Source organism: Nocardia sp. NPDC051321, from assembly GCF_044455225.1.
Classification (GTDB): domain Bacteria; phylum Actinomycetota; class Actinomycetes; order Mycobacteriales; family Mycobacteriaceae; genus Nocardia.
In genome coordinates this window covers 80562-99727 of record NZ_JBITEM010000022.1, presented here as the reverse complement: position 1 = coordinate 99727, position 19166 = coordinate 80562, and the positions used below count along the sequence as shown (strand labels likewise).

The window sequence follows — 19166 nt, the reverse complement described above, 5'->3', positions numbered from 1 at the left end:
GGATTCCTTCGGGGTGCGCCGGGAAAGGTGTCGGACGGACCTGGGAGGATGTGGTCATGCAAGGCGCGTCGACCCCAACCACCACGACCCGTGCACAGTTCCACCAGCTGGCCGCGGAACATCGAGTTGTCCCGGTGACCCGAAAGGTATTGGCGGACTCCGAAACTCCGCTCTCCGCCTACCGCAAGCTGGCCGACGATCGAGCGGGCACGTTCCTGTTCGAGTCGGCGGAGAACGGACGATCGTGGTCGCGCTGGTCGTTCATCGGCGCGGGCAGCCCGTCCGCGTTGACCGTGGTCGACGGCGAGGCGGCGTGGCTCGGCAATATCCCGGTCGACGCGCCCTCCGGCGGCGATCCGCTGCTCGCGCTGCGCGAAACACTCGAACTGCTGCAGACCGAGCGGCTGCCCGGCCTGCCACCGCTCACCAGCGGCATGGTCGGCTACCTCGGCTACGACGCGGTGCGCCGGATCGAGCGCCTGCCCAACCTGGCGGCCGACGATCTGCAACTGCCCGAAATGGTGCTGCTGCTGGCCACCGACCTCGCCGCGTTCGACCATCACGAGGGCGCGATCACGTTGATCGCCAACGCCGTCAACTGGAACGGCACCTCCGACCGGGTCGACGAGGCCTATGACGACGCGGTCGCCCGGCTGGATCGGATGACCGAGGCGCTCGCCGCGCCCGCGCCGTCCACCGTGTCGGTCTTCGATCGTCCCGAGCCGGAATTCCGCCGCCGCCGCACCACCGAGGAATTCGGCGTCGGCGTGCGCCGCCTGGTCAAGGAGATCGAGGCGGGCGAGGCTTTTCAGGTGGTGCTCTCGCAGCGCTTCGAGATGGACTACGACGGTGCGCCGCTGGATCTGTACCGGATGTTGCGCGCGTCGAATCCGAGCCCGTACATGTACCTGCTGCACATCCCGGACGGCGACGGCGGCACCGCGTTCTCCATCGTCGGCTCCAGCCCGGAGGCGCTGGTCACCGTGAAAGACGGTGTCGCGACAACACATCCGATCGCGGGCACCCGCTGGCGCGGCGACACCGAAGAGGACGACCTGCTGCTGGAAAAGGGCCTGCTCGCCGACGAGAAGGAAAACGCCGAGCACCTGATGCTCGTCGACCTCGGCCGCAACGACCTCGGCCGGGTCTGCCAGCCGGGCACCGTGCGGGTCACCGAATACCGGCACATCGAGCGGTATAGCCATGTGATGCACCTGGTCTCGACGGTGTCGGGCCGGCTCGCCGAGGGCAAGATCGCGTTCGACGCGGTGCGCGCCTGTTTCCCCGCGGGCACGCTCTCCGGTGCGCCGAAGGTGCGCGCGATGGAACTCATCGAAGAACTCGAGCCGACCCGGCGCGGCGTCTACGGCGGCGTCGTCGGCTATCTCGACTTCGCGGGCGACGCGGACACCGCGATCGCCATCCGCACCGCGTTGCTGAAGAACGGCACCGCCTATGTGCAGGCGGGCGCGGGCATCGTCGCCGATTCGGTCGCCGAGTACGAGGACGTCGAAGCCCGCAACAAGGCGATGGCGGTGCTCAAGGCGATCGCGGCGGCGAAGACGGTGCGCGCGTACGGGGCGCCGAACGGCGGCGACGCATGACGGCAGCCGAGCCCGGCGGCGAAGCCGCTACCCCAGACCCCGACCTCGTCACACCGGACACCGCGGGCACCGAGACGATCGAACCGGGCCCCGCGCGGCGCAAGTCCCCGGTCGGCGCCCTCGTGCTGCTCGCCGTCGCGGCCGCCGCGCTGTGGGGCTCCTCGCGGATGACCTGGGTGACGGTCGCCTCCACCGACGGCCTCACCGAACCGCGCACCGACCGCCTCAACGGCGGCGTCTGGTTCGGCGCGCTCACGCCGCTGGCCCTGGTGCTGCTCGCGTCCATCGCGGCCGTGCTGGCCACCAGGGGCTGGCTGCGCCGCATCCTCGGCGTGGTCATCGCCCTGATCGCCGCCGTCGCCGCGGTACCGTCCTTCGCCCTGCTCACCAGCTCGGGCAAGATCGCCGAGCGCGCCGCCAAGCTGGCCGAGCTACCCGCCAGAGCGCAGGTGGGGGAGGCGACGACCTCGGTCTTCCCGGCCGTACTCGCCCTGCTCGGCGCGCTGGCGGCGTTCGCGGCGGGTGGACTGCTCGCCCGGATGCCGCAGGACACCGCGCGACTGTCCGGCAAATACGACAACCCGGTGTTCCGCCGCGCCGCCGCCACCGAGCAGGTGACCAAGCAGCGCGACGAGCCCGGCGAGCCTGGCTCACCCCAGCTGTCCGAACGCGTGCTGTGGGACGCCCTGGACGCGGGCACCGACCCCACCGAGGACGCCGTGAACTCCGGTGGGCGACCCAACGATCCGGACGCCGGCGGGCCAGGCGGACGTGTCCGCTGAGTGATTCGCGCACGTGACTGTGGCGGTGCACACCTTGCGCATGGACTGGTTGCCTGGTCCACAACATGCCCCGGCGCAAACGCGGCCGGTACGCCCATTTATTCTTTGTCAGCATCGGTGAGACAGCGCCTGGGGAGATTCTCAGGCAGCAAGTCCGTCTCCCCAGAAAGGATTCGAGCCAGATGACGGTACTCGACTCGATTCTCGACGGGGTCCGCGCGGATGTGGCCGCGCGGGAAGCCCTCCTCGATTTCCAGGCGATCAAGGCGGCCGCAGCGGCGGCCAACAGCCCGCTCGACGCACGCGCGGCCCTCCTCGAAGACGGCATCGGCGTGGTCGCCGAGGTGAAGCGGGCCAGCCCCTCCAAGGGCGGACTCGCCGACATCCCCGACCCGGCCAGCCTGGCCAAGGCGTACGAGGACGGCGGCGCGCGCATCATCAGCGTGCTGACCGAAGGCCGCCGCTTCCACGGGTCGCTGGAAGACCTGGACGCGGTCCGCGCCACGGTGAGCATCCCGATCCTGCGCAAGGACTTCGTCGTCGGGCCGTACCAGATTCACGAGGCCCGCGCGCACGGCGCCGACGTGATCCTGCTGATCGTCGCGGCGCTGGAACAGGACGTGCTGTCCTCGCTCATCGACCGCACCGAATCGCTCGGCATGACCGCGCTGGTCGAGGTGCACACCGAGGAGGAGGCCGACCGCGCGCTCGAGGCAGGCGCCTCGGTGATCGGCGTGAACGCTCGCAACCTCAAGACCCTCGAGGTCGACCGGGACGTGTTCGCCCGGATCGCGCCCGGTCTGCCCACCGAGGTCATCCGGATCGCCGAATCCGGCATCCGCGGCACCGCCGACCTGCTGGCCTACGCGGGCGCGGGCGCGGACGCCGTGCTCGTCGGTGAAGGTTTGGTGACCAGCGGTGATCCCCGCGCGGCCGTGTCCGAGCTGGTGACCGCGGGCACCCACCCGTCCTGCCCGAAGCCGGCACGGCGGGGCCGGTGACCGGAGTGACCGAGCTACCCAAGGCCAGCGAAGGCGTCGCGCACCGCAGCGCCCACGAGCCAGATACCGGCGGCCACTTCGGCGTCTACGGCGGCAGGCATGTGCCGGAGGCGCTGATGGCGGTGATCGAAGAGGTCACCGCGACCTACGAGAAGTCGCGCCTTGACCCGGACTTCCTGAACGAGCTGGACCGGCTGCAGCGCGATTACACCGGCCGCCCGTCGCCGGTGTTCGAATGCACCAGGCTCGCCGAGCACGCGGGCGGCGCGCGCATCCTGCTCAAGCGGGAAGACCTGAACCACACCGGTTCTCACAAGATCAATAACGTGCTCGGCCAGGCGCTGCTCGCCAAGCGCATGAGCAAGACCCGCGTCATCGCCGAAACCGGCGCGGGCCAGCACGGCGTCGCAACCGCCACCGCATGCGCGCTGCTCGGCCTCGACTGCGTCATCTACATGGGTGCCGTCGACACCGCACGGCAGGCCTTGAACGTGGCCAGGATGCGGCTGCTCGGCGCCGAGGTGGTCTCGGTGACCACCGGCTCGCAGACGCTCAAGGACGCGATCAACGAGGCGCTGCGCGACTGGGTCAGCAACGCCGACGACACCTACTACTGCTTCGGCACCGCAGCGGGCCCGCACCCGTTCCCCATGCTGGTGCGCGACTTCCAGCGCGTCGTCGGCCTGGAGGCCAGGGCGCAGGTGCAGGAATCCACCGGCAGGCTGCCGGACGCGGTCGTCGCCTGCGTCGGCGGCGGCTCCAACGCCATCGGCATCTTCCATCCGTTCCTCGACGACGCCGACGTCCGGCTGATCGGCTACGAGGCGGCCGGTGACGGCGTCGAAACCGGCAGGCACGCGGCCACTTTCACCGGCGGCACGCCCGGCGCGTTCCAGGGTGCCTACTCCTACCTGCTGCAGGACGAGGACGGCCAGACCATCGAGTCGCACTCCATCTCGGCCGGTCTGGACTACCCGGGCGTCGGCCCCGAACACGCCTTCCTCAAGGACATCGGCCGCGCCGAATACCGCCCGATCACCGACACCGAGGCGATGGACGCGCTGCTGCTGCTGTCCCGCACCGAGGGCATCATCCCGGCGATCGAATCCGCACACGCGGTAGCCGGGGCGCTGCAATTGGGCAAGGAGCTCGGACCGGGCTCGATCATTCTGGTGAACCTGTCCGGTCGCGGCGACAAGGACATGGATACGGCGGCGCGGTGGTTCGGGCTGATCGATGAAGGGGCGGTGCAATCGTGAGGGAGCGCAGCGAGCGAACCATGGGCACAGCGTCTATGACGTCGACGGAGCCGAGCGTCAGCGAGGTGCAGTCGTGAGTCAGCAGTCTCGTCTCGCAAATACTTTTGCCGCGGCTCGCGGTGAAGGGCGTGCCGCGCTCATCGGCTACCTGCCCGCGGGCTACCCCGACATGGCCGGGTCCATCGAGGTCGTCCGCGCCATGGTCGAATCCGGTTGCGACATAGTTGAAGTCGGCGTCGCCTATTCCGATCCGGTGATGGACGGCCCGACCATCCAGGCCGCCGCCGATCAGGCGTTGCGCGGCGGCGTGCGGGTGCGCGACGTGTTCTCCGTCGTCGAGGCGATCACCTCGGCGGGTGGCCAGGCCGTGGTGATGAGCTACTGGAATCCGGTGCTGGCGTACGGCGTCGACCGTTTCGCGCGCGACCTCGCCGGTGCGGGCGGGGCGGGCATCATCACCCCGAACCTCATTCCGGAAGAGGCCGACGACTGGTTCGTCGCCTCGTCCACGCACAACCTGGACCGCATCTTCCTGGTCGCGCCGTCCTCCACCGAGGAGCGTCTGGTGAAGACCCTGGAGGCATCGCGCGGCTTCGTGTACGCGGCCTCGACCATGGGCGTCACCGGCGCCCGCGACGTGGTGTCCTCGGCCGCGCCCGCGCTGTGCGCACGGATCCGGACGCATTCCGACATCCCGATCGGCGTCGGCCTCGGCGTCCGCTCGGGTGCGCAGGCGGCCGAAATCGCTTCCTACGCAGACGGAGTCATCGTGGGTTCGGCGCTGGTGACCGCAGCGGGGGAGAGTCTCGACGCGGTCCGCGCGCTCACCACCGAGCTGGCCGATGGTGTCCGTTCGGCGACCGTCGCCTCCTAATACGGCGTCTGGGGACCGCCGCCACGGTGCGGTGGTTCCAGCGCCGGTGACGTTCTCCGCTACGGTGGCCCCGTGACCTTACGAGTCCTGGCGTATATACCCAGCCCCCCGCAGGGCGTGTGGCACATCGGCCCATTCCCGCTGCGGGCCTACGCGCTGTGCATCATCATCGGCATCGTCGTCGCCATCTGGTGGGGCGAACGGCGCTGGCGCGACCGCGGCGGACAGCAGGGCGCGATCCTGGACGTCGCGATGTTCGCGGTGCCGTTCGGTCTGGTCGGTGGGCGGCTCTATCACGTCGCCACCGACTGGCAGAAGTACTTCGGCGCCGACGGCGACCCCAAGGCCGCGCTGGAGATCTGGAACGGCGGCCTCGGCATCTGGGGCGCGGTGCTGCTCGGCGGCGTCGGCGCCTGGATCGGCTGCCGGGTGTATCGAATCCCGTTGCCCGCGTTGGGTGATGCGATCGCCCCGCCGATCCTGCTCGCGCAGGCCATCGGCCGCCTCGGCAACTACTTCAACCAGGAGCTGTACGGCCGCAAGACCGACCTGCCCTGGGGCCTGGAGATCTACTTCCGGTACAACGACAACCTGAAGCCGGACGCGATGAACGGCGTCTCCAACGGCGTCGTCGACAAGGTCGTGCATCCCACGTTCTTGTACGAGCTGATCTGGAACGTGCTGATCGTGGTGCTGCTGGTGCAGCTGGACAAGCGCTACCAGATCGGGCACGGGCGCCTGTTCGCGCTGTACGTCGCGGGCTACAGCTTCGGCCGCTTCTTCGTCGAGCTGATGCGCGACGACGAGGCGACCAAGATCGCGGGCATTCGCATCAACTCGTTCACCTCCGCGCTCGTATTCCTCGCGGCCATCGCCTATTTCGTGTTCGCGACCAAGGGACGCGAGACCGCGGAGCAGTTGCAACCGTCCACCGAGCCCCGCCCATGGCCGTGGCAGGTCGGCGCGGTGCGCGCGGCGAACGCCGCGGCCGTCGCGAATGCGACCTCGGATACGGTTGTGCTGGAAAAGGATTCGGCCGCGACGGCCGACGGTGCCACGGCGACGGACAAACTCGAGCCGGACGAGTCGAGCGAAACGGCCGAGGCGGCTGACCCGTCCACCGAAGCGGCAGCCGACACCAACACCGCAGTCGATACCGACACGGACAAGGACACCGACGCGGACTCCGCCACGGTGAAGACCGCGTCGAAGAAGGCCACGGATTCCGACAAGTAGTCGGTGAATGTCCGCTGCCTGCAACGAATGGGCGATCCTCGGCGATAACAGCGTGGAGTCCGGCGAATCCTGTCGCCGGACTCCGATCCAACGCCTTGAACTGCACTGCGTGGTCGAGTCGGACGAAGTACAGTCTGATAAAGCCGCACGGCCGGACACGGCCGCGGAGCTGAAACTACAAGTCTCCGATCAGGGCAACTGATTTCGTAACGACATGGGTAACTCGTCGGGGACGTCCGAACTCAGCTGCGCAGCCGACCGCCGGACCGCGACGAAACTGTCGCGGCACTCGACGTCCGGCAAAAGTCGCGCCAGAGGCGGGGGAGCGCCCAGCACGAATGAGGAGGACATTGGTGACCGACCCCTACCAGCAGAACAACCCAGGATTCGGCGGGCCGCAGTACGGTCCGCCCGGCACGGGGCCGGATCTGAACAAGCCGCAGGACACCGCGGCCATGCCGCAGCAGTTCGACTCGCAGCCGTACGCCCAGCAGCCCGCCGACCCCTACGCGCAGCCGCAGTACGGCCAGCCCAACCCATACGGCCAGCAGCCGGGCGGCTACCCGCCATCCGGTGGCTACGGCCCGCAGGGCTACAACCCGAACGATCCGGAAGCCCCCTGGGGCCGTGACCAGTTCGGTGCGCCGTTCTCCGACAAGCAGAAGCTCGTGGCGGGCCTGCTCCAGATCTTCCTCGGCAGTTTCGGCGTCGGCCGCTTCTACACCGGCCACACCGGGCTTGGTATCGCCCAGTTGGTCGTCAGCGCCGTAACCTGCTTCACCCTCGGCTGGATCTGGGGCGTCATCGACGGCATCTTGATGCTGACCGGCAAGGTGCCCGACAGCGACGGTCGTCCGCTGCGCGACTGAGCCACGCCGAAAGACCACGGGCATTGCCGATCCGGCGGTGCCCGTTCGCCTTTCCAGAGCGTTACGAGCAGGTCAGAGCCCGAGGAATGGGGGCAGGCCCACGCGATTCGCCCTCGAATTCGGCGAGTGCAACCCTTTCGCGCACCATGATCGATATAGGGTCCTTCGGATAAGTCCCGGCGTAGCATGAGCCGGATTTGCGTGTTGTGCGTGGGATGTCCGCGTACCGAAGAGAGGGAACCCGTGCGTCGCAAGCTGTTCGCCGCCGCCATGCTCGCCATCGTCGCCGCCACCGGGCTCACCGCCTGCGGTAGCAGCAGCGATCCGAACGTGTTGAAGGTCGGCACCGAAGGCACCTACTCCCCGTTCAGCTTCCAGGGTTCCGACGGCAAGATCACCGGCTACGACATCGAGGTGATCCAGGCCGTCGGCGACAAGCTCGGCAAGAAGGTCGAATTCGTGCAGACCCCGTGGGACGCCATCTTCGCCGGGCTCGAGTCCAAGCGCTTCGACCTGGTCGCCAACCAGGTGACGATCAACGACGAGCGCAAGAACAAGTACTCCCTGTCCGCCCCGTACACCACCTCCGACGGCGTGATCGTCACCCGCGCCGACAACAACGCCATCACCACCCTCGCCGACCTGAAGGGCAAGACCTGCGCTCAGTCCGCCACCAGCAACTGGGGCAAGGTCGCCACCGCCGCGGGCGCGAAGGTCGAGGCGGTGGAAGGCTTCGTGCAGGCCATCCAGCTGCTGAAGAACGGCCGCGTCGACGCCACCGTCAACGACACCCTCGCCGTCGCCGAATACACCAAGAAGACCGGCGACACCGGCGTGAAGGTCTCCGGCAAGACCGGCGAGACCAGCAAGCAGGCCTTCGCCACCCGCAAGGACGACGCACTGATCAAGGACGTGGACAAGGCCCTCACCGAACTGCGCGCCGACGGCACGCTGGCCAAGATCTCGGACAAATACTTCGGCACCGACGTCAGCAAGTAGCCGACGCCCTCCATGGACCCCGCTACCAGGGAACTGATCTGGCACAACCTGTGGCCGATGCTGCAGGCCACCCTCAAACAGACACTGCCGCTCACCGCGGTCAGCTTTGTCATCGGCTTGGCGATCGCGGTGTTCGTCGCGCTGGCCAGAATGTCGCCGGTGTGGCCGCTGTCGGCGGCCGCCCGGTTCTACATTTCGATCATCCGCGGCACGCCGCTGCTGGTGCAGCTGTTCATCGTGTTCTACGCGCTGCCGCAATTCGGGTTGGTGATCGACCCGTTCCCGGCTGCGGTGATCGCGTTCAGCCTCAATGTCGGCGGCTACGCGGCGGAGATCGTGCGCGCGTCCATTCTCAGCGTCGCGAAGGGGCAGTGGGAGGCCTCGCAGGCGGTCGGCCTGACGTATCCGCAGATGATGCGGCTGATCATCCTGCCGCAGGCGTCCCGGATCGCGGTGCCGCCCTTGTCCAACACGTTGATCTCGTTGGTGAAGGACACGTCGCTGGCCTCGACGATCCTGGTGACCGAACTGCTGCGCGTCGCCCAGCTGGCCGCCGCGCCGACCTTCGACTTCTTCGCGCTGTACGGCGTCGCGGCGGTCTACTACTGGATCATCTGCCTGATCCTCGGCTTCGGCCAAACCAGGTTGGAGACGCGCCTGGCGCGGCACGTGGCCACCTGACGCGCCCCTCGTTTTCCTGTCTTGGCGGCGCGCCGCCCCGGGGCTAAGTTGTCCGGGATCGGAAGGAGTCGGCGGTGGACGGCTGGTACGTGCTCGAAGCCAGTGCGCCGCATCGCAGCCGAATTCCGATGCCGGACAACGCGCTACCCGCGTCCGTCGCGGCCGGTGCCGGGTTGGGCGCGGACTACTTTCGCGCGTGGTTCAGTTACTGCGCGTTGTTCGGTCAGTGGTTCCTCCGGCTCTGGTGGACCGCGCGTCCGCCGGAACGTCTGTGGGAGGCCGATCGGGTCGCCGGGCGTGGCAACTGCCTGCTCGCGGTGGGGCCGCTGAACGAAGTGGTCATCGAGTCGCGGCACACCGTCGATGGTCTTCCGCATCGGTATCGCATTGCCCGTCGCAGCGCGCACGACTCGTCGCCGCGCACCGTGCGATTCGGCCTCGGTCACGCGGTGACGGCCCGCGCCGACGAGGTGTTCGACCTCGACGCGGCCGCCGAGTTGTTCGGCGCCTACTACCGCACCGGAACCGTGCCGAGTGCGGAATACACACTGCGGGAACTGTATTCACCCGATGTGCTGGACGATCTCGGTGCGCGGACGCACGTGCTGACCGTCGAGTACGACTATCTCCGGCCGGTGCTCGCCACCGTCGCCGACGGCGAGTTCGCACAGGTGCTGCAGGAATGCGAAGCCAGTGCCGGTTTCGCCGTGCTCGGACTGTCGGCGTTGCCGTCGGGGCAGACGTGGGCCGAACTCGACGAGAAGGATGCCGCCGGAACCGGGGAGTTCGTGCAGGCCGCCGGATCAGGTGGCCGCTACCTGGTCGAATGGCGGATGTGGGACGGCGATGACTACCGCATGTTCGTCATCGGCCACCACGCGACGTCGCCGCTGCAGAGTCTGAAAGAGTCGATGCGGCAGCTCGATGAGCTGGGGGACGAGCTCCGGGCGCTGCGGGTGTCGATGGACCGGCCGCTGGATTCGATCAGCATCCCGGCGGCCGAGTGGGCGAGGCCGGCGGAATTCCCGGAGATCAAGACCGCCGAGATCGTCTATTCCGACCCCGCGATGGCACCGACCCACTCAGTTGCCGAGACGGCTGTGCCTCGCCCGGTGACCGAGGTGGCTGAGGCCGGGTACTCGGGACCCACCACTGCGCCTCTCCCGGTGACCCAAGCGGCTGAGGTCAGGTACTCGGAGCCCGCCACCGGGAGCTTCCCGGCCATGGATGCTGTCGCGTACTTGGAGACCGCAACTGCGCCCCTCCCAATCGTCGAAGCGGCCCAGATCGCGTACTCGGATCCGTCGACGGCTGCCGACGACTCGGCGACCAGCGCCGCGCGACAATCCGGTCCGATCGATGAGCCGCTCGCGCCTGTCATCGAGCTGCGCGCCCCCGAGATCGCGGATACCCCACCCCGCAGCACCCCACGACCGACCGACGACATCCTGATTTCCTTCGACGGCCACGTCCAACACGTCTACCCGAACGAGGTCTTCACCCCGGCCGAAGTCGACCTCCTCCTCGTCCACTACACCCGCACCGGCACCATCCCCGAACTCGGCTTCAGCTACCGCGAAATCACCTTCGATCCGTGACGTGACAACCCGGCGCCGACCCGTCGATTTCACCCGGTTCGGCCCCGCGAATTTCTACCAGCGAGTAACATTTTCCGACCATGTTTCAAATATGTTGCCGTGGCCTGGGGCGTTGCGCCATCCGTAACGGTTGTAGGTTTCACCAAGTCGCGAACGTTTTTTTCACTCAGCTTTCACCTGGGGCACAGGCAGCTCTGGGTACCGGTCGGGACTAGGCTCTACCCGTGATGCGACGGACGAAGATTGTGTGCACGCTCGGCCCGGCTACTGCCTCCGAGGACCGTATCCGCGAACTCGTCGAGAGCGGCATGGACGTGGCTCGACTGAACTTCAGTCACGGCGAACACGCGGATCACGCAGAGAATTACAAGAAGGTACGGGCGGCCTCCGATCACCTCGGCAGAGCGGTCGGCATTCTCGCCGACCTCCAGGGACCGAAGATCAGGCTCGGCCGATTCATCGAGGGCAAGACCGTCTGGGCGACGGGTGAAGAGGTCAGGATCACCGTCGACGAGGTCGACGGAACCCACGACCGTGTTTCGACCACATACAAGGAACTCGCGCAGGACGCGAAGGCGGGCGACCGACTGCTCGTCGACGACGGCAAGGTGGGGCTCACCGTGACCCGGGTAGACGGCAACGACGTCGTCTGCCGGGTCACCGAGGGTGGACCGGTCTCCAACAACAAGGGTGTTTCGCTGCCGGGCATGGACGTCTCGGTGCCCGCGCTGTCCGAAAAGGACATCGAGGATCTGGAATTCGCGCTGAACCTCGGCGTCGACTTCATCGCACTGTCGTTCGTGCGGTCCCCGTCCGATATCGAGCTGGTGCACGACATCATGGATCGGGTCAACCGCCGGGTGCCGGTGATCGCCAAGCTGGAGAAGCCGGAGGCGATCGACAACCTGGAAGCCATCGTGCTCGCGTTCGACGCGGTCATGGTGGCCCGCGGCGACCTCGGTGTCGAGCTGCCGCTGGAGCAGGTGCCGATCGTGCAGAAGCGGGCCATCCAGATGGCGCGCGAGAACGCCAAGCCGGTGATCGTGGCGACCCAGATGCTGGAGTCGATGATCGAGAACTCGCGTCCAACCAGGGCCGAGGCCTCCGACGTCGCCAACGCGGTGCTCGACGGCGCCGACGCGGTGATGCTCTCCGGCGAGACCTCGGTCGGCGCATGGCCGATCGAGACGGTGCGCACCATGGCGCGCATCGTGCACGCGGTGGAGACCGAATCGACCAGGGTGCCCCCGCTCACCCACGTGCCGCGCACCAAGCGCGGCGTCATCTCCTACGCCGCCCGCGATATCGGCGAGCGGCTCAACGCGAAGGCACTGGTGGCGTTCACCCAGTCCGGTGACACCGTGCGCAGGCTGGCCCGGCTGCACACCCCGCTGCCGCTGCTGGCGTTCACCCCGCTGCCGGAGGTGCGCAGCCAGCTCGCGCTGACCTGGGGTACGGAGACCTTCATCGTGCCGATGGTGGACACCACCGACGCTATGATCCACCAGGTCGATGTAGCACTGCTGTCCATGGAGCGATATCAAAAGGGTGACCTCGTGGTAATCGTGGCCGGCTCCCCGCCGGGTACGGTCGGTTCCACCAACCTGATCCACGTGCATCGCATCGGTGAGGAGGATCATTAACAGTGAATAGTTCTCTTGGAGGGTCGGTCGTCGATTCGTCGGCGGCCGGGAAGTCTGATCTGGACGTTTTGCTCGGTCTGCTCGATCTGGAGCAGATGGACGAGAACGTGTTCGTCGGGCAGCATCCGGAGAAGGTGTGGAGCCGCACATTCGGCGGCCAGCTCGTCGCGCAGGCGATCATCGCGGCGGGCCGCACGGTCGGTGACCGTCCGGTGCACGCGATCAACGCGCATTTCGTGCGCGGCGGCGATACCAAGAAGCCGATCGAGTACCGGGTCGACCGGCACCGCGACGGCCGTGCGTTCGCCAACCGCACCGTCACCGCCCTCCAGGACGATCAAGAGCTGTTCGTGATGCTCGCCGCGTTCCAGGACTGGAACAAGGGGCTCGAGCACGGGCACCCGCTGCCCGACGTGCCCGACCCGGACACGTTGCCGCGCATCGAGGAGAGCTTCGTCGGCTTGGAAGACAAGCTGGAGATGTTCATCAAGGCGCCGCACCCGATCGACATGCGCTACACCAATGACCCGGCCTGGATCATGAAGGGCACCGGCGAGCGGCTCAACCACAATCGAGTGTGGATGCGCACGGACGGGCGGCTGCCGGACGATCCGCTGCTTCACGTTGCGACGCTGGGTTATTCGTCCGACACCACGGTGCTGGATTCGATCATCACCACGCACGGGCTTTCCTGGGGACTCGACCGGATCGTGGCGGCGACGGTGAACCATTCGATCTGGTTCCATCGGCCGTTCCGGTTCGACGAGTGGGCGCTCTACGCCACCGAATCCCCGGTGGCGTCGGGCTCGCGTGGCCTGGCCACCGGTCGCTTCTTCTCTCGCGAGGGCGATCTGCTGGCCACCACCGTGCAGGAGGGGCTGATTCGGCACTTCCCGGCGCGGGGCAAGTCGGCCGCGCGAGAGGTGTAATTTCCGCTGAACTTCGCCGCATCCGCTTCCCGATCCGCTGGGAAGCCGGTGCGGCGCAGTCGTTTCCGGGTCAGATCCGCTCGCGTTCGATGTCGAGGTCCACGTCGGCTCGCTGCCTGGCGCGGATCGAGAACGGAATGTTCTGGCCCGGCTCGGTGCGGGCGGCACCGTAGATCCCGTGCAGCAGTTGCTGTTCCAGCCCGGCCATGTCGGTGTCGGTGAGTTCGGCGGGCGCGCCGACCAGGCTGAGCGCGATCTCGTAGGTGCCGCGCTCGCCCGGCTCGGTGCCGGGATGCTCCATCCGCCACTGGGTTTCGAGCGTGACGTGGGTCGGATCGTCGGTGTCCACCGGTAGCGTGAACCGCCACGCGAACACCTCGCGGTCCTGCAGGTGGTCGTCCACTACCTCGCGCACGGTCTCGACGACTCGTTCGAGAGTTTCCGGTGTCACATACACATGGAGCGAAACATCCGAAATGCGTTTCGGCATGTCTATTCCTGTCGTGTGTCGAACCAGCAACGGTGGAAGTTGGTGTCCGCGGGAGTGTAATACGTCCGGCAGGGAAATGGACATAGCAGCTCTGCATTGCTGTGTCGGAACGTTGAAATTTGCTGGTTCGGAAGACTACCTGATGCGGTGCGCCGCCAGGAAGGACGCCAGCGGCGGGGCCGCTTCGCGGGGCTCGATGACCAGGCCGGGGCGCTCGTCCGCGACCGGCCTGCGCTGTTCGTGCGGTGCCAGCGCGAGCAGCAGCGGCGCCAACGCTTCGGCGATCCGGTCGCCCACCTCGCAGTAGGCCTGCTCGGACAGCCCGACCGGGTCGATGATGTTCTCCCGGCCCACGATGGACAGGTCGTTGCGGGCGAGGTGCAGCTCAGCGATGGAGCGTGCGCCGGTGACGTGCGCGATCCGGTGCGCTTCGAGCAGGGTGAAGGTGCGCGCCGCGACGCCGAAACCCATTTCGCTCACCGTGTCGCGGATCTGCTGGGTCATGGTCAGCACCAGATCGGCGTTGTCGACCATCTCGTCCTTGAGGCGCCTCGCCTTGAAACCGCTCGCGTCCGCGCCGAGGCCCTCGATGGCTTGCGCGGCCAGCGGTTCGGCCGGAAAGCCGACCAGCGCACGGGTTCCCGCGCTCTCCGCGGTGAGGTTCGGCAGGTCGTGTTCGACCGCGAGCGCGCGGGTGAGGCGCTCGGCGATTACCGAACGGCAAACATTGCCGTTGCAGACGAACAGGACGTGCATAGGAATACGGTAAACGTTGGATAACGCCGCCGATGTCTGAAAACCACCAAAACACGCGGTCCAAGCCAATATTCATCTACAGGTCAAGTGCCGTACACGAATAGCGGCGCACATGAGGTGTGCGTCGCATCGGTAAACGATCATGTTCGACTGTGTCCCTGTGCACTTACCCCACCCCGGGATCATCGAAACACACCGTTGTAATTGCGTTGTGATACGCCAGCGTAGCCAGTAATCGTTCGATTGGGTAACTACTCGAGTTCGCCACTGTAGTAAGTCTTTTCGTCCACCACCGGGGCGACCTTCGACTGCTGGTCGTGCACTCGTCCCCTGGTGGAGAACATCCGCCCGCGCGAGGCGACCACCGGCGCGAACCGTGTCATCCCCGTCGAGGTGTCCATGTCGTCGTACATCGCGTCGATGCCGCCCCGCAGGAAGTACGCCTCATGCCAGAACCCCGTGCCGCCCGAGTCCTGCAGAAACTTATGCCACCAATCCCGGTGCGGCGCCGACCGCGTCCACCGTTCCAGACTGTCCAGGTCCCGCCAGTACTGCCGCGCCCCCCAGTGCGGCGGAAACAGCGACCAGATCACGTCCTCGTGCGACAGCAGCCCGTCCGGCCGATCCTGGTGCGAGCTATACAGTTTCGGCCCGAGCCCCAGCAACCGCAGCATGCCGCGCGGCTTGCGCACCCGCATCCCGAGATAGATGACAACAAGATCCGGATACTCACCCAGATCCACCGTGCTCCTGTTCACCCGCACCGCAACCTCCGCTGATTTGGGCGTCCTATTCGCCCACCCTACGCGTGAATACGACCCCAGCGCCCAAACAGTTCGATGCGCGTGCGCTCCGTTCGTCGGTTCGATGCTGAGCCGGCCGGCCGTGCGTGCCGTAAGCCGTAACGACCCGGCCCATCCGGACCTCGGCCGCGCATCGTAGGTTCTAGCGCCCTGCTCGCCGACCCGAGCCCGCCCCGGCCGTGACGCATGTCCGATCCAGCTGGTCCGTCGCACGGTGGCCGCACGCAACCCCCACAGCTACACGCCTTCTGATTTCCCGCACCGGAAATCGCAATTCCCGGTGCGGGAAATCAGGAATGGTGCGTCGCTAGGCCAGCGCGGAATCGTGAGGCGATTCGAAACCGCAAGGTGCACACCGAGATTGATCCTATTTTGGAACGTTCCAATTGACAATGGTCATCTTTTCGAAATCGACTGTGTTTCAACAATTTCGGTCGATGGCTTGTCGTAAGGTATTGGCACCTCCCGCCGAGGGGCGATGGACCTAGTCCAAACATCGCGCCCAGGATGGAGGTGGTGGGGAATGGCGAAACATCGCCGAGCAAAGAGCAAAGCCCCGGTCGACTATGGCATCTTGATTGCAACAGCTGCCGTGGTCGCCGGGGCGCTCGTGCTAGTCCGCTGGTTGAGGGGCTAGGAGACCCACCAGGTGGGGCGTCGCGACAACGGCGTCCCACCGCCAGCATCACTTGCGTGACATCTCGATCATACTCGACGCCGAACGAGAAGGCTCGATTCGGAGAAAAAGAGTCGCCTCGGAATCAATCGACGATCCGAGACCACGAGATGTGAAGCGGCGCAAGCAAGTCGCCACTCCACCCGAACCCTCAGTTCCGGAGGGAGCGTGCACACCACTCGCGTCAACTGCGCCCTCTATATAAAGGATGTGCCTTTTGGAACGGATGAGCGGAGGAACACAGGCACTCCGCACCGCGCGGAATCATCATCGGTGCACGACGCAACTTCGAAATGAGCACGCAATCGATCGCAACCCACCCACGTACGCAACCACGCCATGGGGGGTTCGGGGGGCGAAGCCCCGCCGAGCGGGGTCTGGGGGCCGCGCCCCCGGTGTAATGACGAGACGACCCCCGTCCGCGCGTTCCGCGAACAGGGGTCGCCTGTCGTCGAGTGCCGAGTGTGGGACTCGAACCCACACGTCCTTTCGGACAACGGTTTTTGAGACCGTCGCGTCTGCCAGTTCCGCCAACCCGGCGCACCGGGAGGAAATGATAGCGGGTGGGGTGGGCTTGGACCTAACTGGTTGGTCGGTAACGCGCGGCCAGGCGGTTTGCCCTGGGTATATGCGTTCTATGCCGAAGTGAAAGGTACTCTTTACATCACTCGATAGCGCGGCGGTGAGGTCGATGGTCGGCTTGTTGGACCAACGTCCACACTGCCGCGTGTCGGGACAGGCATCTGAACCAGAGGGGTCTACCTATGAGTACAGCAGCAGGGGGCGCAAGCACTAAGCGCGACGCGGGGGCGAAGCGGGTTGTCGTCGCTGAGGATGAGGCGCTCATCCGCATGGACCTGGTCGAGATGCTGACCGAAGAGGGTTACCTGGTGGTCGGTGAGGCCGGCGACGGCCAGCAGGCGGTGGATCTGGCGGTGGAGCATCGTCCGGATCTGGTCATCATGGATGTGAAGATGCCGCGCCGGGACGGTATCGATGCGGCGGCCGAGATCGCGTCGAAACGTGTTGCGCCGGTGGTGATTCTGACCGCGTTCAGCCAGCGCGACTTGGTCGAGCGGGCGCGTGACGCGGGCGCGATGGCGTATTTGGTGAAGCCGTTCACCAAGTCGGATCTGGTGCCGGCGATCGAGCTGGCGGCGAGCCGTTTCCATGAGATCACCGCGCTGGAGGGCGAGGTCGCGAACCTGTCCGACCGCTTGGAGACGCGCAAGCTGGTGGAGCGGGCCAAGGGCGTGTTGATGCAGACGCAGGGTCTGTCCGAGCCGCAGGCTTTCAAGTGGATTCAGCGGACCGCGATGGATCGCCGGACTACCATGAAGGCGGTCGCCGAGGTCGTGCTGGAGAACCTCGCTCCCAAGTGAGGGGCCGGGTCCGCTGAGCGGACCGCCGACGGGGCAACGGCGTGTTGAACGACTGCGTCCGTCTGGGCCGATTACTCGTCGATTTTACGCGCGTGAAACGCAATCGTGAACAAAAATTCGACACGATGTTGCGTTCATGATCCGAATGTGATGCGGAACTAACGTATGAACGCTAAGTTCTGACCGGGCTGACGTGGTCGGCCTCCTCGGTGACCCGGGGGAGCACAGGACTTAGAGGTGAAACGTGCTTAGTTCGACATGGCACAGTCGTACGACGCGAGGTGTTTTGGCTATCGGCGCTGCCGCCGCGCTGGTGCTGACGGGATGTAGCGACAAATCGACCAGCACCGGTACGGACTCGTCCGGCACCAGCGGTGCGGCCGGACTGGCCATCGTCCCGGTGGCGCAGGTAGACATCAACGGTAAAGAGGTCCCGAAGACCGACCCGGCCAAGGCCGCCGATCCCGCCGGTGACGGCAAGGGGACCTGCCCGGCCGGCACGACCATCGCCTTCGCGGGCGCGCTGACCGGCCCGAACGCCGCGCTCGGGATCAACATCCAGATGGGTGTCAAGCTCGCGCTCGATCAGCACAACAAGGCCAACGCGGGCTGCAAGATCGAATTGAAGTCGTTCGATACCGAGGGCGACCCGCAGAAGGCCACCCAGGTCATTCCGCAGGTGGTCAACGACAAGTCGATCATCGGCCTGGTCGGTCCGGCGTTCTCCGGTGAGACCAAGGCGACCGGCAAGATCCTCAGCGACGCGGGCCTGGTCTCGGTGACCTCCTCGGCCACCAACGCCACGCTCACCCAGAACGGCTGGACCACCTTCTTCCGTGGCCTCGCCAACGATGACGTGCAGGGTCCGTCGGTCGCGAAGTACCTGACCGGCACCGCGGGCTACAAGAAGGTCTGCGTCGTCCAGGACAACAGCGACTACGGCACCGGCCTGGCCAAGAGCATCACCGATGGTCTCGGTGCCGCCGCCGACGCCGCCTGCTCGTCCAGCATCAAGACCGGCGACAAGGACTTCTCCGCGACGGTCACCAAGATCGCCTCGGCCAATGCCGACGCCGTCTTCTACGCCGGTTACTACGCCGAGGGCGCGCCGCTCGCGCAGCAGCTGAAGTCCGGTGGCTTCAAGGGTGTCTTCGTCGGCCCCGACGGCGTCAACGACCCGCAGTTCCTGTCCCAGGCGGGCAGCGCGGCCAAGGGCTCGACGCTGACCTGCCCCTGTGGTCCCGCGCCGGAGAAGTTCGCCAAGGACTACCAGGCCTTCAACGGCCAGCCGTCGGGTGTGTACTCGGTGGAGGCCTACGACCTGGCCACGATCCTGTCCAAGGGCATCGACGGTGGCAAGGTCACCCGTCCCGACCTGCTCGAGTACGTGAAGTCCTACGACGGTGCCGGTCTCGCGCGTCAGTACAAGTGGAACCCCAACGGGGAACTGAGCAACGCGCTGATCTGGATCTACACGGTCAAGTAACCCACTAACACGAGATCGCGCAGCACGTACCGGGGTTCGCGCGAATCCCAGTACGTGCTGCTGTGTCGTTCGGGCGAATCTATGAGGGCGAATCAATG

17 protein-coding genes and 1 tRNA gene are annotated in these 19166 nt (G+C 66.5%); 14 read left to right on the top strand and 4 right to left on the bottom strand.

Annotated features, from left to right (window positions below; all coding sequences use genetic code 11):
* Nucleotides 1–56: 56 nt before the first annotated feature.
* The 12 genes from ACIA8C_RS39485 to ACIA8C_RS39430 all read left to right on the top strand — a co-directional run bounded on the left by ACIA8C_RS39485 (nt 57) and on the right by ACIA8C_RS39430 (nt 13475).
* Complete coding sequence (locus ACIA8C_RS39485) at nt 57–1604, top strand: anthranilate synthase component I (protein ID WP_397143959.1); 1548 nt, start codon at nt 57–59, stop codon at nt 1602–1604.
* Nucleotides 1601–2386 carry a TIGR02234 family membrane protein gene (locus tag ACIA8C_RS39480; protein ID WP_397143957.1) on the top strand — a complete coding sequence of 262 codons (786 nt, stop codon included), beginning with the start codon at nt 1601–1603 and terminating at the stop codon, nt 2384–2386. The genes ACIA8C_RS39485 and ACIA8C_RS39480 overlap by 4 nt, the downstream gene beginning before the upstream one ends.
* Nucleotides 2387–2568: 182 nt before the next feature.
* Nucleotides 2569–3387, top strand: a complete 819-nt coding sequence (trpC, locus tag ACIA8C_RS39475; RefSeq protein WP_397143955.1) for an indole-3-glycerol phosphate synthase TrpC — start codon at nt 2569–2571, stop codon at nt 3385–3387.
* Complete coding sequence (gene trpB, locus ACIA8C_RS39470) at nt 3384–4646, top strand: tryptophan synthase subunit beta (RefSeq protein WP_397143953.1); 1263 nt, start codon at nt 3384–3386, stop codon at nt 4644–4646. Before trpC ends, trpB begins: the two co-directional genes overlap by 4 nt.
* A 73-nt stretch (nt 4647–4719) precedes the next feature.
* Entirely contained in the window at nt 4720–5520 is an 801-nt protein-coding gene (trpA, locus tag ACIA8C_RS39465; RefSeq protein ID WP_397143951.1) for a tryptophan synthase subunit alpha, read from the top strand.
* Between the two features lie 72 nt (nt 5521–5592).
* Nucleotides 5593–6756, top strand: coding sequence for a prolipoprotein diacylglyceryl transferase (gene lgt / locus ACIA8C_RS39460; RefSeq protein WP_397143949.1), 1164 nt, complete (start codon nt 5593–5595; stop codon nt 6754–6756).
* Between the two features lie 353 nt (nt 6757–7109).
* A complete protein-coding gene (locus ACIA8C_RS39455) occupies nt 7110–7625 on the top strand; it encodes an NINE protein (protein ID WP_397143947.1) in 516 nt (171 codons plus the stop codon).
* Nucleotides 7626–7895: 270 nt separating this feature from the next.
* Nucleotides 7896–8624, top strand: coding sequence for an amino acid ABC transporter substrate-binding protein (locus tag ACIA8C_RS39450; protein WP_397144008.1), 729 nt, complete (start codon nt 7896–7898; stop codon nt 8622–8624).
* 12 nt (nt 8625–8636) lie between these two features.
* Nucleotides 8637–9305, top strand: a complete 669-nt coding sequence (locus ACIA8C_RS39445; protein ID WP_396989929.1) for an amino acid ABC transporter permease — start codon at nt 8637–8639, stop codon at nt 9303–9305.
* Nucleotides 9306–9379: 74 nt separating this feature from the next.
* A complete protein-coding gene (locus tag ACIA8C_RS39440; RefSeq protein ID WP_397143945.1) occupies nt 9380–10903 on the top strand; it encodes a hypothetical protein in 1524 nt (507 codons plus the stop codon).
* Between the two features lie 224 nt (nt 10904–11127).
* A complete protein-coding gene (pyk, locus tag ACIA8C_RS39435; protein WP_397143943.1) occupies nt 11128–12546 on the top strand; it encodes a pyruvate kinase in 1419 nt (472 codons plus the stop codon).
* A gap of 95 nt (nt 12547–12641) precedes the next feature.
* Nucleotides 12642–13475 (top strand): acyl-CoA thioesterase, encoded by an 834-nt coding sequence (locus ACIA8C_RS39430; protein WP_397144006.1) that lies wholly within the window; start codon nt 12642–12644, stop codon nt 13473–13475.
* Between the two features lie 70 nt (nt 13476–13545).
* On the opposite strand, the gene ACIA8C_RS39425 is transcribed toward ACIA8C_RS39430, so the two are convergent.
* The 4 genes from ACIA8C_RS39425 to ACIA8C_RS39410 all read right to left on the bottom strand — a co-directional run bounded on the left by ACIA8C_RS39425 (nt 13546) and on the right by ACIA8C_RS39410 (nt 16740).
* Nucleotides 13546–13965, bottom strand: a complete 420-nt coding sequence (locus ACIA8C_RS39425) for a hypothetical protein (protein ID WP_397143941.1) — start codon at nt 13963–13965, stop codon at nt 13546–13548.
* Between the two features lie 135 nt (nt 13966–14100).
* Nucleotides 14101–14721, bottom strand: a complete 621-nt coding sequence (locus ACIA8C_RS39420; RefSeq protein WP_397143939.1) for a low molecular weight phosphatase family protein — start codon at nt 14719–14721, stop codon at nt 14101–14103.
* A gap of 251 nt (nt 14722–14972) precedes the next feature.
* Complete coding sequence (locus tag ACIA8C_RS39415) at nt 14973–15485, bottom strand: monooxygenase family protein (protein WP_397143937.1); 513 nt, start codon at nt 15483–15485, stop codon at nt 14973–14975.
* Between the two features lie 1171 nt (nt 15486–16656).
* Nucleotides 16657–16740, bottom strand: a tRNA-Leu gene (locus ACIA8C_RS39410).
* Between the two features lie 224 nt (nt 16741–16964).
* On the opposite strand from ACIA8C_RS39410, the gene ACIA8C_RS39405 reads away from it, so the two are divergent.
* Nucleotides 16965–17582, top strand: coding sequence for an ANTAR domain-containing response regulator (locus ACIA8C_RS39405; protein ID WP_150406672.1), 618 nt, complete (start codon nt 16965–16967; stop codon nt 17580–17582).
* A 286-nt stretch (nt 17583–17868) separates the two neighbouring features.
* Nucleotides 17869–19068 carry a branched-chain amino acid ABC transporter substrate-binding protein gene (locus ACIA8C_RS39400; protein WP_397143935.1) on the top strand — a complete coding sequence of 400 codons (1200 nt, stop codon included), beginning with the start codon at nt 17869–17871 and terminating at the stop codon, nt 19066–19068.
* The last annotated feature ends 98 nt before the right edge of the window (nt 19069–19166 follow it).

What these genes read in the sequence shown, in the direction of transcription:
- ACIA8C_RS39485 (WP_397143959.1), top strand. Translation starts at nt 57, where the DNA reads ATGCAAGGCGCGTCGACCCCAACCACCACGACCCGTGCACAGTTCCAC.
- ACIA8C_RS39480 (WP_397143957.1), top strand. Translation starts at nt 1,601, where the DNA reads ATGACGGCAGCCGAGCCCGGCGGCGAAGCCGCTACCCCAGACCCCGAC.
- trpC (WP_397143955.1), top strand. Translation starts at nt 2,569, where the DNA reads ATGACGGTACTCGACTCGATTCTCGACGGGGTCCGCGCGGATGTGGCC.
- ACIA8C_RS39450 (WP_397144008.1), top strand. Translation starts at nt 7,896, where the DNA reads ATGCTCGCCATCGTCGCCGCCACCGGGCTCACCGCCTGCGGTAGCAGC.
- ACIA8C_RS39445 (WP_396989929.1), top strand. Translation starts at nt 8,637, where the DNA reads ATGGACCCCGCTACCAGGGAACTGATCTGGCACAACCTGTGGCCGATG.
- ACIA8C_RS39430 (WP_397144006.1), top strand. Translation starts at nt 12,642, where the DNA reads ATGGACGAGAACGTGTTCGTCGGGCAGCATCCGGAGAAGGTGTGGAGC.
- ACIA8C_RS39425 (WP_397143941.1), bottom strand. Translation starts at nt 13,965, where the DNA reads ATGCCGAAACGCATTTCGGATGTTTCGCTCCATGTGTATGTGACACCG.
- ACIA8C_RS39420 (WP_397143939.1), bottom strand. Translation starts at nt 14,721, where the DNA reads ATGCACGTCCTGTTCGTCTGCAACGGCAATGTTTGCCGTTCGGTAATC.
- ACIA8C_RS39405 (WP_150406672.1), top strand. Translation starts at nt 16,965, where the DNA reads ATGAGTACAGCAGCAGGGGGCGCAAGCACTAAGCGCGACGCGGGGGCG.